Genomic DNA, 16,248 nt, shown 5'->3' with positions numbered 1-16,248 from the left:
GACATGTTCTGCCTCCTGAGACTCGATATGACGCAACTGTGATGTCTGTCTATTTGGTGCGCGGAAAGTGGCGGCTAGAATGGGAAAACCGCCCATCACCAACAGATACCCATGAGTGAAGCCAACGCCTTATATCGAGTGCAGTTTATTTGTCACAACGAGCGTTACGAGGTCTATGTCAGGGACGTGAATCAGGGCCAGCTGTTTGGCTTCATCGAGATCGCGAACTTCGTGTGGGACAACCACACTGCGCTCATCGTCGATCCCAGCCACGAGAAGCTCAAGAGTGAGTTTGCCGACGTCAACCGCACCCTGATCCCCATGCACCAGGTGCTGCGCATCGATCAGGTGCGCAAGCAGGGGGCGGCCCGCATCACTGAGCTGGGCAACAACGTCGCCTCCTTCCCGAGCCCCATCTACACCAAGAAGCCCTGAGCCCCCCGGGCACTCTCAGGCACCCAGCTCCCGGGCGAGCTGGAGGATCCGCTGGCGGAACCAGTGCAGGGCGGGATCTTCCCCCAGGGGGCCGTACCACACCAGGCTGTGGGTCACTGCGCCATAGTCGAACGGGACGGGCCGCCTCACCAGCCCGGACGGCTCGGCCTGCCCGGCCCAGCCCTCGATGGCGGTGAGGATGAGATCGCTCTGACGCAGCAGGGCGGTGGCACTGCCAAAGTCCGGCAGGGTGGCACCAATCTGGCGCCTTACCTGGCGCTGGGCCAGGCTCTGCTCGAAGAAGGGGTCGGCCAGCTCGCTGTCACGAATGAGGATATGGCGCCAGCTTAAGTAAGCATCCAGATCCCAGGGCTGATCCTGCGCCGGATGATCCGCGCGCAGCAGGCAGACCAGCTTGTCTTCCCGCAGCGTCTCCCATATCAGGCCAGGCTGGCTGGGCAGGGGTTGGCTCTGATCGTGGGGCAGGATCACGAAGTCGAGCTTGCCCGCCGCCAGCGCTGCCAGTCCCTGCTGATCCTTGTTCCAGATGACGGGCACCAGCCCGGGTACCTCCCGCATCAACGTCCCCAGCACGGGCCCCATGGGCCAGATCATGCTGCTCTCGCGCATCGCCAGATTCAGCTCCCCCTGCCAGCTGGCGGGGTTGAAGCCCTCCGGACTGGTGAGGCCGTTCAGCTCGCTCAGCAGTCGGCGCAGGCTGGGGCCGAGCCGCTCGGCAAAGGGGGTGAGCAGCAGCTGGTTGCCCTGACGGTAGAGCAGCTGATCCCCCAGCAGATCCCGCAGCTGGTTGAGGGTCTTGCTGACGGAGGAGGGAGTGGTGCAGAGGCGCTCGGCGCTGCGGGTGACGCTTTGGGTGTCCAGCAGCAGGTGCAGGGTCACCAGATGGCGACCGCCCAGGCGGGAGAGCGCGATGAGATCCATAAAACCTCCCGGGATTAAGCCCGTGCGGGCGAGGATGAGGGGAGCGTCTGGCAGCCGGTATTGCCCCTCCAGACGGAGCAAACAAAAAGCCCCGCCTGAGCGGGGCATGGGGATTAACCCTTGAGCACGGCGGCCATGGCGTCCGCTACGTAGTCGACGTTACGGCTGTTGAGGCCCGCCACGCACATGCGGCCCGAGCGCACCAGGTAGACGGCGAACTCTTCGCGCAGGCGGTCCACCTGCTCCGGCGTGAAGCCGGTGTAGCTGAACATGCCGCGCTGGCTGATGAAGTAGCCAAAATCGCGGCCCGGCACCTTGGCGCAGAGCACCTCGAACAGCTTCTGGCGCATGGCCTTGATGCGGGTGCGCATCTCGGTCACCTCGCCGACCCAGAGGGCATGCAGCTCGGGTTGGCTCATCACGGCTGCGGCTACCTGACCACCGTGAGTGGGAGGGCTGGAGTAGTTGCGACGCACGGTGGCCTTCATCTGGCCCAGTACCCGGCTCGCCTCTTCCGCATCCTGGCAGATGACCGACAGGCCGCCGCAGCGCTCGCCGTAGAAGGAGAGATTCTTGGAGAAGGAGTTGCTGACGAAGAAGCTGACACCGGCGGCCACCATGGCGCGGATGGCGTAGGCATCCTCTTCCAGCCCGTCACCGAAGCCCTGATAGGCGATGTCCATAAAGGGGATCAGGTTCTTCTCAACCACCAGCGCGATCACCTGGTCCCACTGGGCGCGGGAGAGATCCACCCCGGTCGGGTTGTGACAGCAGGGGTGCAGCAGCACTATGCTCTTGGCCGGCAGGGTGCTCAGGCAGTCGATCATGGCGTCGAACTGCACGCCGCCGGTGGCCGCGTCGTAGTAGGGGTAGTCGTGCACCTTGATGCCGGCTCCCTCGAACATGGCCTTGTGGTTGTCCCAGGTCGGATTGCTGACCCACACCTCCGAGGTCGGGAAGTAGCGCTTGAGCAGATCGGCACCGATCTTCAGGGCGCCGGAGCCGCCTATGGTCTGGATGGTGGCGATGCGACCGGCCTTGACCGCCTCGTGATCGGCGCCAAACAGCAGGTGCTGCACCGCGGTGCGGTAGTTGGCGGCCCCTTCCATCGGCTGATAGGGGCGCGGCGCCGGCGCGGCGGCGCGCTGGGCTTCGGCCTGCTGCACCGAGGGCAGCAGCGGAATACGGCCCTGCTCATCGTAATAGAGGCCGATCCCCAGGTTCACCTTCTGCTCGCGGGTGTCTTTGTGGAAGGTCTCGACGAGCGTGAGTATGGGGTCGCCAGCATAGGCATCGACGTGTTCAAACATGGGGGGTCCTTGCGAAGTGGAATCCAGATGACAGAGATAAACGATCGGCGGTCATCATGGCGTAAAGCGGGCGAGGGCTCAAGTCTGAAACGGTTCCGCCCAGCCTGCTCGACGACAGTATCCTATGGCAAGCAGGCAGGGGAGCCCTTACTTCAGGTAGGAGCGCAGTACCCTCACCACCTGATCCAGATCCTCCAGCCGCTCGGCCGGGGTCGCCTCCGGCGCCCCTAAATGCTCGCGCATATGGCCTTCCAGCACCTCCAGCATCAGGCCGTTGACGGCGCCGCGGATGGCGGCTATCTGCTGCAAGATGGCGGCGCAGTCTGTCTCCTGCTCCAGGGCGCTCTCCAGCGCACCTGTCTGTCCCTTGATGCGCCTGACCCTGGCCAGCAGCTTCTTCTTGTCGTGAACCGTGTGTGACATGGGATCCTCTCGCACAATAAAACTATACTGGGGTATAGTATATTTCATCGTGGCCCACAGGAGAAATCCATGTCATCCCTGCTCTCATTCCACTGCCATCAACCCGTCGTGCATCAGGGGAATCCGCTGGCGGAGCGCAAGACCCGCTGGGCCGTGCTGCTCACCCTCATCATGATGGTGGCGGAAATCGGCGGTGGCTGGTTCTACAACTCAATGGCGCTGCTGGCGGATGGCTGGCACATGAGCTCCCATGCCCTGGCGCTTGGCCTCTCCGTCGTGGCCTATCGCGCCGCCCGCCACTTCGCCCGGGATCACAGATTCAGCTTCGGTACCTGGAAGATAGAGGTGCTGGGAGGCTTCAGCAGCGCCCTGCTGCTGGTGGGGGTGGCGGGTCTGATGCTGTTCGAGTCGGTGGCCCGGCTGCTGGATCCCAGCCCTATCCACTATCAGCAGGCCATCGGCATCGCCCTGCTCGGCCTGCTGGTGAACCTGGCCTGCGCCTGGCTGCTCAGGGACGATCAGGGCCATCACCACGGCCACGCTCATCATCACGATCATCATCACGATCATCACCAGGGTCACGACCATGATGCTCACCCCCACGACCATGGCCATCAGGATCTGAACCTGCGTGCCGCCTACCTCCACGTGCTGGCGGATGCGGCCACCTCTGTGCTGGCCATCATCGCCCTGGTGGGGGGCATGCTGTGGGGGGCCGACTGGCTGGATCCCCTGATGGGCATAGTGGGGGCCGTGCTGGTGGCGGTCTGGGCCCGGGGGTTGCTGCGGGACACGGGGCGGGTGCTGCTGGATGCGGAGATGGACGCTCCCCTGGTGGCGGAGATCCGCGAGGTGATAGCCGAGCTGCCTGACGCCGAGATCCGCGATCTGCACGTCTGGCGGGTGGGACAGGTGCAGTATGCGGCCGTGCTCTCCCTGCGGATGGCGGTCCCAGTCCCGGCCCAGGCGATCCGCGAACGGCTCGCCATCCACGAGGAGCTGGTGCACCTGACCATAGAGATAGCGCAGGGATGAGGCCAGCCAGGCCTCCGGCGCCTGGCCTCAGTGTGGCGGGCGCTCGTTTTCCCCCTTGGCCTGATCCTGCCAGAGCGAGCCCAGCATCAGCTTGAGCAGCAATCCAGGGGGATCATCCAGCAGTCGACCCGGCTCCAGCAGCAGGTGGCCGTCGGCGCGAAAGCCCAGGCTGGCGTGGGTCTTTCCCTCGTCATCCAGGATCTGGATGATGCCGACCAGGGTTCCTCGCTCGCCGGGCTGACAGCGCAGCCGCAGCTCGCGGGGCTCACCCAGCAGGGTGAAGGCCCGGCAGAGGGGCGGTGTCTCTTCGTAATCGGGCCAGCTGAAGAAGTGATACTGCTCGGCGAGCCCCCCGGCCTGCTGGCAAAATTGGTGGAACAGCTGGGCAATCCCCTGATACTCCTGATCCAGCCGTTTTGCCTGCTCCTCGATCCGTTTCATAGGCCATGACTCCTTGCTATCCATTTGAACGGAAATTGATTTTTCCGCCATGAACCCCTCTCTCTGCTGGTATGGGCCCAAAGCCGGGGCGGGTCTGTGAGCGCGATCCAATTTTCGTTATGAAAACGTTATCTTGTTGAAACGGATTGGTTTTTTTTTGCCTTGCTGCTCACATTTACAACAATCTCCGCTGATTAATATGGCATCGCTCGGCTACGACCGGGTACCTCGAGTATCGAGACCAACTACAGCGGGAATTATAAAAAAATGGATATGAAAAAGACCAAAGTGGCGCTGGTAACAGCCTCACTGCTCGCGCTTTTGTCAGGCTGTAACGACAACAGTTCTTCGACTCCTACCCCCACCCCTCAGGATGAGCCCGTCGCTCGTCTTCCCAACGTCCAGCCCCCGGCCGAGCTGCTGGTGGCCGGTCCCGATGAGGCCGTGATCGCCCTGGTGGATACCCAGAGCAGCGCGGCGCGCGGTATCACAGGGCCCTTCGCCAGCCACAGCCTGCACCTGTGGAACAACGATGCCTGCAGCGCCATCGATAAGACCAAGGTTCCCAGCTATGACGATTGGGACAGCAAGGCGAATGTTCCAGCCGATGCGGACAGCTTCGGCCCGGCCTGGGTGGTGCCGCTGGCCAAGATGGAGGGCTGCATCAACTTCATCGCGCGCAACGGCGATCTGGCCAACCTGACAGGTGCCAACATGGAGGTCATCTTCAGCGATCACCCGGATCGCACAGTGGCCATAGTCGCGGGCAAGAACGAGATCTTCGGCAGCCGTGCCGAGGCCTTCACCGCCGCCTTCGGCGTGGCGGGGGCCAGTGCCCACCTGATCGACGGTAACACACTCATCTGGCAAGGGGGCAAGGACAAGCCCTATGTGCGCCTCTACCACACCGAATCAGGCACCATCACCGCCAATGCCGAAGGGGTATTCGACTTCCCCTATATCAAGCTGACCCCGACCAGCCTCTCGGCCTCGCAGCAGGCCAAGTACCCGCACCTCAAGGATGCCGCCGCCTTTGCCCTGCCATCGGGCGCGGATCTCAAGCCCCTGCTCAAGGGGGAACTGGTGGCCATAGGCACCGATGACGAGGGCGTGCTGCAGGGGGCTACCCTGGTGCAGAGCGCCGGTGCCCTCGATGCCCTCTATGCCGATGCCGCCACCAAGCTGGCCTATGGCGCCATAGTGGAAGGGGGCAACGTCACCTTCCGGCTCTGGGCACCGACCGCCAAGTCGGTCAAGCTGGCGCTCTTTGACGAGCAGCACAAGGCCCTCGGCGAGCGCGCCATGACACAAGACGAAGCCAGCGGCAGCTGGAGCCTGCAGGGCGGCAGCGACCTGGTGGGCAAGTACTATCGCTATGCCGTCGAGGTCTATCATCCGGTCAGCCGCAAGCTGGAATCCTACCAGGTGACAGACCCCTACTCCCTGAGCCTGGCCATGAACTCCGAGTTCAGTCAGGTGGTGGATCTCGACGATCCTGCCCTCAAACCCGAGGGTTGGGACAGCCTCAAGGCACCCCATAGCCAGGCCAATCCCGCCGACATCACCATCTATGAGGCCCATGTCCGGGACTTGACCGGCAATGACGACTCCACTCCGGCCGAGCACCGCGGCAAGTTCCTCGGGCTGACCGACAGCGACAGCGTCCCCGTCACCCACCTCAAGTCCCTGGCCAAGAGCGGCGTCAGCCACCTGCACCTGCTGCCGGTGTTCGACATCGCCACCGTCAACGAGGATCCGGCCAAGGTGGCCAACATCGGCGATGACTTCAGCAAGCTGTGCGAGGTCAATGCCGAGGTCAAGAACTCCAGGTTCGCCAGCCACTGCGGCGGCGGTGAGACCATTGCGGCGGTGCTGGAAGATCTGCAAGCCAGCGACAGCAAGGAGAATCCTGTGGTGCAGGAGCTGTATGGCTATCTGCGCGGGGTGGACTCCTTCAACTGGGGTTATGACCCCTACCACTACACCACCCCGGAAGGTTCCTACGCCACCAATGCGGAGGGGACGGCCCGGATCAAGGAGTTCCGCGAGATGGTCATGGCCATCAAGCAGAACATCGGCATGAACGTGGTGATGGACGTGGTCTACAACCACACCAACGAAGCTGGCCTCGGGCCCAAATCCGTGCTCGACAAGATAGTGCCCTGGTACTACCAGCGCCTCAATCCCGAGACCGGCTCGGTCGAGAACTCCACCTGCTGCTCCAACACGGCGCCTGAACACGCCATGTTCGCCAAGCTGATGGACGACTCCCTGGTGACCTGGGCGCGGGATTACAAGATAGATGCCTTCCGCTTCGATCTCATGGGTCATCACCCGAAAGATCAGATGGTGCAGGCACTGGCCGAGGTGAAGAAGGTCAATCCCGAGATGTACTTCTACGGCGAGGGCTGGAACTTCGGCGAAGTGCAGGATGACAAGCGCTTCGTGCAGGCGACCCAGAAACACCTGGCCGGCACCGGCATCGGCTCCTTCTCCGATCGGCTGCGGGATGCGGTGCGCGGCGGCAGCCCGTTCGACGGCGGCGAGGCCATTCGCAAGACCCAGGGCTTCGGCAACGGCGCCCTGGTGGATGCCAACGAGCTGGACGGCGTGGATCTCGCCACCGCCCTGCATCAGTCAGACCTGGTGCGCCTCGGCATGGCGGGCAACCTCAAGGAGTTCGTGCTGACCGACAAGGACGGCGTGCCGAAGAAGGGCGCCGACATCGACTACAACGGTCAGGCCGCAGGTTATGCCCAGGATCCGACCGAAGTTCAGAACTACGTCGACAAGCATGACAACCAGACCCTGTTCGACAACCTGGTCTACAAGGCGCGGGGAGGGGCCGATCTGGTGCGGATGCAGGGGGTGTCGCTGGCCACCGCCATGCTGGGGCAGGGCATTCCCTTCACCCACGCCGGGGTCGAGCTGTTGCGCTCCAAGTCCATGGAGCGTGACAGCTACGACTCCGGCGACTGGTACAACAGGGTCGATTACACCCTGGGGGACAACAACTTCGACAAGGGCTTGCCGCGCAAGGACAAGGATGAGGCCAACTACGCGCTGATCGAGCAGGTGCTCGGCCAGCACGCCACGCCGGGGTCGGCCGAGATGCAGCAGATGGTGAGCTTCTACCAGGAGCTGTCCGAGCTGCGTCAATCCTCCCGTCTGCTGCGCCTTGGCAGCGGGGCTGAGGTGATCAAGCGGGTTGACTTCCGCAACACCGGGCCGGATCAGGTTCCCGGCCTCATCGTGATGAGCGTGGACGACGGTGCGAGCGCGGGTGCGGATCTGGATCCCGCTATCGACGGCCTGGTGGTGATGATCAACGCCACCAATGCCCCCCAGAGCATCGGCGACTTCCGTGACGGCAACGATCAGCCCATCGATCTTTCCGGCATGGTGCTGAGTGGCAAGCATCGCGGGGTCGACAGCATCGCCAGTGGCGCCGGCTATGACAACGGCCAGCTGACCCTCGGAGCCTGGTCTGCCGCCGTCTTCGTCAAGCCGCAGAGTGGCGCCCAGGGCGCGGGTCTGCCGGTGGGCAAGAAAACGGACCTGAGCACCCTGCCTCCCTTCGGTGACACCGCTGTCTATCTGAAAGGCTTCCTCGGGGAGTGGGGCGAAGCGAACCCGATGAGCTTCACCAGCAACTTCATGTACGAGTTCACCACCGAAGTGGCAACCGACAAGCTGGGCACGACGGAAGTGAAGATCGCCGACGCCAGCTGGGGGCCGGTCAACTACGGCAGCTGCAACGCCGCTGACAAGCTGGTGGTGGGCACGCCGCTGACCTTGTGCAAGGGGGGAGATACCGGCAATATCGGGCTCGATCTGGCCAAGGCCGGTACCTACAAGTTCGTCTTCACCGCCATGAACAAGGACAAGCCGACCTTGAGCGTCAGCTACACCGAGCCGGTGCAGGGCTGCAAGGTGCTGGACACGGTGGCGGGCAATCCGCTGGAACATAACCTGTTCGTCAAAGGCGGCTTGAATGAGTGGGGCGTTAAGCCTGAACACCAGCTCTCCTACAAAGGAATGGATGGGGACCTGGCAATTTATCAAGTGGTGTTTAACTACAGCGGTACTACAGAGTTCAAACTTGCCGATGAGGATTGGAAGTTTGAGTACCTGTACAACGGTGGTGGTGCCATTGAACCGGAAGTGGGTTATGCATTCGCTTATGCCAAACCCGGCTCTGGCGCAAAGAACAATAGCCTGACTCTCCCGCAGGGTTACTGGAGTTTCTTGGTGAAAGTCGATCCAACCGGTGCCAAGCCAGGGACTGGTATTGTTCAGGAGTGCACACCCAAGTAAGCCTTCTCATCGAGTCCGGGGCTGGCTCGGCAGCCCCGGGTTGAATTCCACCTCGCCAAGGGTGGGATAAACCGAGAGAGTAAGAACAAGGCGCGGACTGCCATCATCAGCCGCGCTTTGATTTTTTGGGCAAAGCCTCGGTGCCCGCATAAAGAAAAGCCGCAACCCAGGGTTGCGGCTTTTTGTTTGCGCCTGTCCGGGCCAAGTGCCTCAGCGCTTGCGCAGCAGTCGCAGAGCGTTGGCCGTCACCAGGGCGGTGGCGCCGGTATCGGCGAGCACGGCAATCCACAGACCCGTGATGCCGAGCAGGCTGGTGACCAGGAAGATGGCCTTGAGCCCCAGCGCCAGGGCTATGTTCTGGTGGATGTTGGCGAGCGCGGCGCGGGACAACCGGATCATGGCGGCCAGGCCGCCGAGCTGGTTGTGGGTCAGGGCCGCATCGGCGGTCTCCAGCGCCACGTCTGTGCCGCCCCCCATGGCGATGCCGATGCTGGCACGCTTCATGGCGGGGGCGTCGTTGATGCCATCCCCTATCATGGCCACCTTGCGGGTCTTTGCGAGCCTGGCTATCTCCTCCACCTTGCCCTCAGGCAACAGGCTGGCCCGCCAGTCCATGCCGAGCTCACCGGCGATGGCCTCGGCGGCGCGCGGGTTGTCCCCGGTCAGCATCATGCTGCCAAGCCCCAGCGCCTTGAGCTCGCGCAGCGCCGCCGCGGCCTCTGGCCGGATCTGATCCCGCAGCGCCAGCAGGGCGCTGGGCGCCTCTCCCATCCGGCAGAGTAAAATCACCGTCTTGCCCTGGCGCTCCAGGGCGGCGATCTGCCCCTCGAGCGCCTCGCCCAGAGCGGGAACCCGGCTCGGGGCCAGCAGTTGCCAGAGGGCGCCGTCGATGCGCCCCTCTACCCCCATGCCGGGGAGGGCGCGCAGATCCTGGGCGTTGGCCAGGGTCAGCTCCTGCTCGCTCGCGGCAGCCACCACGGCGCGGGCCAGGGGGTGATGGGAACCCTGCTCTATGGCGGCGGCCAGGGCCAGCAGTTCGGCCTCCGGTCGGCCATCCAGGCTTGTCAGCTCGGTCAGCTGGGGCTTGCCCAGGGTCAGGGTGCCTGTCTTGTCAAACGCGACTGTGTCTATATGGGCCAGTCGCTCCAGGGCCGCACCGCCCTTGATCAGGGCCCCCTGCCGGGTTGCCGCCGCCAGCGCCGAGGTAACCGCCGCCGGAGTGGAGATCACCAGGGCGCAGGGGCAGCCGATGAGCAGCAGCGCCAGGGCGCGGTAGATCCACTCGTCCCAGCTCTGGCCGAAGGCGAGCGGCGGAACCAGCATCACCAGCAGGGCGACCAGCATCATGGCCGGGGTGTACCAGCGGCTGAAGCGGTCGATGAAGCGCTCTATGGGGGCGCGCTGGCTCTCGGCCTCCTCGATGAGGTGCAGGATGCGGTCGATGGCGTTGTTGCCGGGCTCGGACACCACCTCGAGCCGCAGCACTCTATCCGCCGCCAGACTGCCGGCGGGCACCTTGTCACCCTGACGGCGCTCCACCGGGATGGACTCGCCGGTCAGGGCGCTCTCGTCAAAGGCGCCGAGGGGATCCAGCAAACGGGCGTCCGCAGGCAGACGGGCGCCGGGGGCGATTTCGATGATGTCGCCCGGGCGCAGTTCGTCGGCGGCCACCTCTTCCCGTCTTTCACCTTCTGCGGTGGTACGAATGCGCAGCGCCTGGTCGGGCACCAGGGCCATCAGGGCGGTGACCCCGGCGCGGGCACGACCGGCGGCGTAGGCCTCCAGGTGTTCCCCCAGCATGAAGAGCAGCAGCACCATGGCCGCCTCGGCGGTCTCGCCGAGGAAGAGGGCGCCGAGCGCCGCCACCGTCATCAGGGTCTCGATGGCGAAGGGGGAGCCGCTATTGGTCAATGCCCAGGCCTTGCGGGCGACGGGCCAGAGCCCCCAGAGTGTCGCCAGGGTAAAGAGCGGCTGGCCGAACTGGGCCGGCAGCAGGGCCGCCACCAACATCAGGGCGGCCAGGGAGAGGGGTTGCCCATATTTGCCAAACAAGTTGCCCAGTGTCGTCAGCCAGGGGCTGCGATGCTTGTCATCGGCGGCTTTGGCACTGGCCTCGCCCTTGAGCCGGAAGCCAGCGGCCAGCACGGCGGCGGTGATGGGGTCGGGGGAGAGGCCGGGGGCGAGATCCACCACCAGCTTCTCGGTGGCAAATAGCACGCGGGCCTGCTGCACGCCGGCCACCCGACCGACGGCGGTCTCTATCTTGCGGGCGCAGCTGGGGCAGTCCATGCCCAGCACCTGCCAGCTGTGGCGGCGACTGTTCTGAGTCGGCGAAGCCAGGGGCTCGGGGCTGTCGGCGACCGACTGATGATCATGACCAGCCTGGTCGCTATGGTCATGAGCCGGCTGCGAGTCACAGCAACCCTGACTCTGGCAACTTCCTCTGGGGGGCTCTTCATCCCCCGGTGATTCGTTTACCCCCTGCTCCTGATGGGCATGGGAGGCCGTACCGGCGCTGCAGCTGACTGGGGCCGCATTGTCGCAGCAGTGGCTGTCGTGGCTGTGCTCGGCTTGAGGCGCGGCTGCCTTGCTGACCGCCTTGATGGGGGCGGCATGGGAATGGCTGCAGCAGGATTTGCTCATGATGAGTCCCTCTTGAGTGGATCCCGCCCCTGCGGGATCCCTAATGTCTGAGCCCAGTGTAAACCTTGGTGTTAAGTCCAAGGTCAAGCCCCTCTTTGCACCCTCTCAGCGGGACGGGCGAGACAGGGCGGCAACAAATCCCTCTTGTTAGCGGGTGTTTGTCCCCTGCCGCTGGGCCTATACTGGGAACCCTGGATCCCCCATCGATAATCAAGGACCTAACATGAGCAATACCGTCACCCTGCAAGGCAACCCCGTCTCCGTCTCCGGCCATTTCCCCGTTGCCGGTGAGCAGGCCAAGCCCTTCTCCCTGGTTGCTGGCGATCTGTCCGATGCGACCCTGGCGACCTTCGCCGGAAAGCGCAAGATCCTGAACATCTTCCCGAGCGTCGATACCCCGACCTGCGCCACCTCAGTGCGCAAGTTCAACGAGCAGGCCAGCGCCCTGAACAACACAGTGGTGCTGTGCATCTCCGCCGATCTGCCGTTCGCCCAGGCCCGCTTCTGCGGCGCCGAAGGCCTGGACAAGGTGGTGAACCTCTCCACCCTGCGTGGCGTCTCCTTCCTGCAGGACTACGGCGTGGCCTTCTCCTCCGGTCCCCTGGTGGGCCTGGCTGCCCGTGCCATCGTGGTGCTGGATGAAAACGACAAGGTGCTGCACAGCGAGCTGGTGGCCGAAGTGGCCGACGAGCCGAACTACGCCGCCGCCCTGGCCGCCCTGTAAGTTTCGTCTTGCCCTGATTGCTGACGGCCTGCTGATGCAGGCCGTTTTTATTGCGGGCGCCGTGGCCCTCAGGGTTGAGGTGAACAGACTGGCTGGCCCATATACCCCCACTTCTTCTCACCGACCTTTTACTTATGGGGTCAGGCTGGCTAGACTTCGCCTCCCACTTCTTCCTGCCGCGTAGCCCCATGACCTTTAACGAACTCCACCTCGATCCCGCCCTGCTGGCCGCCTTGCCTGCCGAATTGCACACCCCGACCCGCATCCAGCAGCTTGCCATTCCGGCGGCGCTGAAGGGCCAGGATCTGCTGGCGCTGGCCCAGACCGGCAGCGGCAAGACACTGGCGTTCGGCCTGCCGCTGCTGCAGGGGCTGGACTCGGCCTCCGATCGGGTACAGGGGCTGGTGCTGGTGCCGACCCGGGAGCTGGCGGCCCAGGTTAGCGCCGCGCTGCAGGGCGGTGCCGAGGCGCTGGGGCTGCGTCTCCTGACCCTGTGCGGCGGCGTGGCCCAGGAGCAGCAACAGGCCGAGCTGGCCCTGGGGCCGCAACTGCTGGTGGCGACCCCGGGGCGGCTGCGGGACTTGCTGGCCCAGCGGCTGCTGGGACTGAGCCACCTGCGCACCCTTGTGCTGGATGAGGCGGATCGCCTGCTGGAGATGGGCTTCTGGCCCGATATCCAGTGGCTGATGAACGCCATGCCGACCGAGCGGCAGAACCTGCTGTTCTCCGCCACCCTGCCAACCGAGCTCGAGACCCTGGCCACCGGCCTGCTGACGAACCCGGTGCGCATCGAGGCAACCCCCCTCAACAGCCTGGTGAGCGAGATCGAGGAGCGGCTCCATCTGGTCAACAAGAGCAGCAAGGTGCCGGCGCTGATCGGCTTGCTCAAGGAACAGGATTGGCCTCAGGTGCTGGTGTTTATCAGCGCGCGGGACGATGCCGATGGGGTGGCCAGAAAGCTCGCCAAGGCGGGCATAGCGGTGGCGGCCCTGCACGGGGAGAAGGATCAGGTGGTGCGGGAGCAGGCGCTAGCCGATTTCAAGGCGGGCAGGGTGCGGGTGCTGGTGGCCACGGATCTGATGGCGCGCGGCATCCACGTGGAGGCACTGCCTGTGGTGATCAACCTGGACTTGCCCGCCAATGCCCCCGTCTATGTGCATCGCATCGGCCGCACCGCCCGCGCCGGACAGAAAGGCCTCGCCCTCTCCCTGGTCTGCCATGGGGAGGCCGAGACCCTCGCCGCCATCCGCACCCTGACCGGTCGTGAGCTGCCGCTGACCGAGCTTGAAGGCTTCCCGGTCACCGACCAGCCTGCGAGCGGGGAGGGCAAGCGAGCCCCCAGGGACAAGCAGGCGAATCGCCGCACCGCCAACAAGCGCAGCGTCAAGCAGTTCAAGGGCAAGGCCTGACGAACAGACCTCTTCCATGAGCCGACAGTGAACCCGGCTCATGAGGGTTCACTCAGCGCAGGTCTTGCTCCTGGCCGAAGAAGTCCCGTCGCCACTGGCCGAGCACCGCCGCCCTGTGCTGCTGCCAGCGTGCGGCGCCCATGGTGTTCCGGCTTGCCGCCAACTGCAGCTCCAGCTCGGCCAACTGCTGCTGATAGCGGGCACCTTGCTCCGCTGGCAGCCACAGCGCCATGCTGCCCTCGGCCTGCAGAAAGTGGCGGCTCAGGCTTCCCCGCATCGCCTCTTCCCACCCTTGCCATACCCCGCCGGGAGAGGGCTCCTGCCAGGCCAGATGGAGCAGCAACAGCATACTCAACAGGGCGGCATAACCGAGAGGCTTGGGCATCATGAGATCCTTGTCGAGGCTCGCCGGGAGCAGGGGGAACGGGATCCATTCACCCAGATTTTCGTGACAAGGAGATGAAGGGGTCAGCGGCATGTCGGGAGGGGAAAGGGCAGCGCGTCCAGAGACGCGCCAGGCTACACGGGGGGCAAACTCAGTCGTGGAACTGATTGATCAGGCGGGAGAGGTTTTGCAGCCGCTCCACCAGCAGGGTGATGCCATCGAGGGCCTGCCTGCTGTTGTCGGCTGTGTGGCTGGCCAGCTGGTGGATCTGGTGAATACCCTGATCCAGGGTGCTGGTCACATCCGCCTGCTGGCTGACCGCCTGGGCTATCTCGTCGCTGGTGTGGGTCACCTGGGCCAGCATCTGGTTGATCTGGTCGAGTACCTCGGCGGTGGCGCCCATGTGCTGCTGGCAGAGGACAGAGGTCTGGGCCCCCTGGGTCATGCTGTCGGAGAGCTGCCGGGTACTCTGCTGCAGCGCCCCTATCATGTCGCTGATCTCGCCGGTGGAGCTGCGGGTCTTCTGGGCCAGCGCCCGGATCTCGTCTGCCACCACCGCAAAGCCGCGCCCCTGCTCGCCGGCCCGTGCCGCCTCTATGGCCGCGTTGAGGGAGAGCAGGTTGGTCTGATCCGCAATCTGCCCGATCACCTCCAGGATCCCGCTGATCTTCTGGCTGTCCTGGGTCAGGCGCGCCAGCACCCCCTGACTGGCATCCAGCTCCTGGTGGAGCTGGTTGACCGAGGCACGGGTGGTCGCCAGCGCCTGCTGGCCGCTGGCTGACACCTGCTGCACCTCGCTCACCAGGGCGTTGGCCTGATGGGCGTTGTCGGCCACGTCGCGGATCGACTGACTCATCTGGGTGATGGCGGCGGCCAGCTGCTCGCTCTGGGCCCGCTGCTGCTGCAGGTGGGTGTCTATGGTCTGAATATGTCCCCTGTCATCTTCCGCCGCCTGCAGTATCTGCTGGTTGGTATCTGCACTGCGCCCCACCACGGCCCTGAGCTCGGCCTTCTTCATGCGCAGCAAGAGTTCGATGGCCGCCAGGCTGTCCCGCCGCCTGGCATAGAGCACCTGACAGAGGGGCGTGCCCAGCTCCTCCCCCGCCATGGCCAGCAGCCGGGCCAGCCGCTGCTGCAGATGCCAGCCATGCCCCATCTGGGCCAGCAGGCAGAGCAGGGTGAGGCCGCCCCAGGCGGCCTCACCCGTGATCAGGCTGGCCCCCATGCCGGCCAGGGCGGTGCCCGAGAGCAGCAGGCTGAGTTGCCCCGGCTCCAGGGTGAAGCGACTCTGCCAGGGCAGCGTCTTGCCCGCCCGGATCCGGGCATAGAGCCGCTCCGCCCAGGCGATGTCGTGATCCTGGGGGCGGGTGCGCACCGACTGGTATTCGATGATCTGCTGCCGCTCGTTGAGGATGGGGGTGACGTAGGCATTGACCCAGTAGAACTGGCCGCTCTTGGCGCGGTTCTTCACCAGCCCCATCCAGCTCTTGCCTTGCTGCAGCCGCTGCCACATGTCGGCGAAGGCGGCCCTGGGCATGTCGGGGTGGCGTACCAGGTTGTGGGGAACCCCTTCCATCTCGGTGGCGCTGTAGCCGGCCACGTCGCAGAAGTGCTGGTTGGCATAGGTGATGTGGCTGCTGGGGTCCGTGGTCGAAATCAATGATATGTGATCGGGGAAACGGATCTCCCCTTCTTGCTGGGTGGTGGTCATGTGCGCATCCTGAATGAGCCAAGTAACTGATAATTTTGTTTTTATTGTGTGTTGTTGTTACGGCTTCATTGTAGGGGCGACCCAAGTGGCCATCTTGGCTTGGGTCAATAAATCAACACTATGACGACTGAAAAAAGTAGTAGATGAAGGGCGACTTCAGGGCGGGCTCAACTGCGGGGGGTGAAGTCGTGGATCTCCCCCGTCCGGGGCTTGAAGCGAGGATCCTGGCTCTGATCGCGGGAGACCCAGGCCATGGCCTGGCAGAAGCTCTCCTGCTTGGCGAACTCGTCACGGGCCTGATCGATGGCCCGCTCGGCGTTGCGCCGCTCCATCTTGCTGGCCTTGCGATCGCTGAACTGCTTCTGCTGGCTCAGCATCCATTCGAGGAAGGCCTGGCGGCATTGGCTTTCATCGGCGGCCTTGGCCGGGAGGGCAAACAACAGGGCAAGCAGGAGCAGACAACGCATAGGGAG

The 16,248-nt window shown here is 64.4% G+C and carries 13 protein-coding genes; 5 read left to right on the top strand and 8 right to left on the bottom strand.

Annotation, left to right across the window (positions count from 1 at the left end):
* Nucleotides 1–111 precede the first annotated feature (111 nt).
* Nucleotides 112–435, top strand: a complete 324-nt coding sequence (locus tag Aeroheme_RS17405) for a DUF1820 family protein (protein WP_106884945.1) — start codon at nt 112–114, stop codon at nt 433–435.
* Nucleotides 436–450: 15 nt separating this feature from the next.
* On the opposite strand, the gene Aeroheme_RS17400 is transcribed toward Aeroheme_RS17405, so the two are convergent.
* From Aeroheme_RS17400 to Aeroheme_RS17390, 3 genes are all read right to left on the bottom strand, one after another.
* A complete protein-coding gene (locus Aeroheme_RS17400; protein ID WP_411166276.1) occupies nt 451–1,377 on the bottom strand; it encodes a LysR family transcriptional regulator in 927 nt (308 codons plus the stop codon).
* A 113-nt stretch (nt 1,378–1,490) separates the two neighbouring features.
* Nucleotides 1,491–2,687 (bottom strand): aromatic amino acid transaminase, encoded by a 1,197-nt coding sequence (locus Aeroheme_RS17395; RefSeq protein ID WP_289981527.1) that lies wholly within the window; start codon nt 2,685–2,687, stop codon nt 1,491–1,493.
* A 147-nt stretch (nt 2,688–2,834) separates the two neighbouring features.
* Entirely contained in the window at nt 2,835–3,110 is a 276-nt protein-coding gene (locus tag Aeroheme_RS17390) for a metal/formaldehyde-sensitive transcriptional repressor (protein ID WP_106884936.1), read from the bottom strand.
* A 69-nt stretch (nt 3,111–3,179) separates the two neighbouring features.
* Between Aeroheme_RS17390 and dmeF the strand changes: the two genes are divergently transcribed.
* Nucleotides 3,180–4,145, top strand: a complete 966-nt coding sequence (gene dmeF, locus Aeroheme_RS17385; RefSeq protein WP_111913643.1) for a CDF family Co(II)/Ni(II) efflux transporter DmeF — start codon at nt 3,180–3,182, stop codon at nt 4,143–4,145.
* 27 nt (nt 4,146–4,172) lie between these two features.
* Here the strand turns inward: dmeF and Aeroheme_RS17380 are convergent, their stop codons facing one another.
* Nucleotides 4,173–4,586 carry a hypothetical protein gene (locus Aeroheme_RS17380; RefSeq protein ID WP_111913645.1) on the bottom strand — a complete coding sequence of 138 codons (414 nt, stop codon included), beginning with the start codon at nt 4,584–4,586 and terminating at the stop codon, nt 4,173–4,175.
* 267 nt (nt 4,587–4,853) lie between these two features.
* On the opposite strand from Aeroheme_RS17380, the gene pulA reads away from it, so the two are divergent.
* Nucleotides 4,854–8,903, top strand: a complete 4,050-nt coding sequence (pulA, locus tag Aeroheme_RS17375) for a pullulanase-type alpha-1,6-glucosidase (RefSeq protein ID WP_411166275.1) — start codon at nt 4,854–4,856, stop codon at nt 8,901–8,903.
* A 210-nt stretch (nt 8,904–9,113) separates the two neighbouring features.
* Here the strand turns inward: pulA and Aeroheme_RS17370 are convergent, their stop codons facing one another.
* Nucleotides 9,114–11,546, bottom strand: coding sequence for a zinc/cadmium/mercury/lead-transporting ATPase (locus Aeroheme_RS17370; protein WP_411166274.1), 2,433 nt, complete (start codon nt 11,544–11,546; stop codon nt 9,114–9,116).
* 223 nt (nt 11,547–11,769) lie between these two features.
* On the opposite strand from Aeroheme_RS17370, the gene tpx reads away from it, so the two are divergent.
* Both tpx and Aeroheme_RS17360 read left to right on the top strand, forming a co-directional pair.
* Complete coding sequence (tpx, locus tag Aeroheme_RS17365; protein WP_042044238.1) at nt 11,770–12,270, top strand: thiol peroxidase; 501 nt, start codon at nt 11,770–11,772, stop codon at nt 12,268–12,270.
* 188 nt (nt 12,271–12,458) lie between these two features.
* Nucleotides 12,459–13,679 carry a DEAD/DEAH box helicase gene (locus Aeroheme_RS17360; RefSeq protein ID WP_411166273.1) on the top strand — a complete coding sequence of 407 codons (1,221 nt, stop codon included), beginning with the start codon at nt 12,459–12,461 and terminating at the stop codon, nt 13,677–13,679.
* Between the two features lie 52 nt (nt 13,680–13,731).
* Here Aeroheme_RS17360 and Aeroheme_RS17355 read toward each other — a convergent pair whose 3' ends face one another.
* From Aeroheme_RS17355 to Aeroheme_RS17345, 3 genes are all read right to left on the bottom strand, one after another.
* Nucleotides 13,732–14,064, bottom strand: a complete 333-nt coding sequence (locus Aeroheme_RS17355) for a hypothetical protein (RefSeq protein ID WP_411166272.1) — start codon at nt 14,062–14,064, stop codon at nt 13,732–13,734.
* A 151-nt stretch (nt 14,065–14,215) separates the two neighbouring features.
* Nucleotides 14,216–15,775, bottom strand: a complete 1,560-nt coding sequence (locus tag Aeroheme_RS17350; protein WP_395948976.1) for a methyl-accepting chemotaxis protein — start codon at nt 15,773–15,775, stop codon at nt 14,216–14,218.
* 167 nt (nt 15,776–15,942) lie between these two features.
* Nucleotides 15,943–16,242, bottom strand: a complete 300-nt coding sequence (locus tag Aeroheme_RS17345; RefSeq protein ID WP_025325786.1) for a hypothetical protein — start codon at nt 16,240–16,242, stop codon at nt 15,943–15,945.
* Between the last annotated feature and the right edge of the window lie 6 nt (nt 16,243–16,248).

The sequence above is a fragment of the Aeromonas sp. DSM 116730 genome, from assembly GCF_046581335.1.
GTDB lineage: Bacteria > Pseudomonadota > Gammaproteobacteria > Enterobacterales > Aeromonadaceae > Aeromonas > Aeromonas rivipollensis.
The sequence above is the reverse complement of the archived record's forward strand: the minus strand, read 5'-3'. Positions and strand labels throughout refer to the sequence as shown.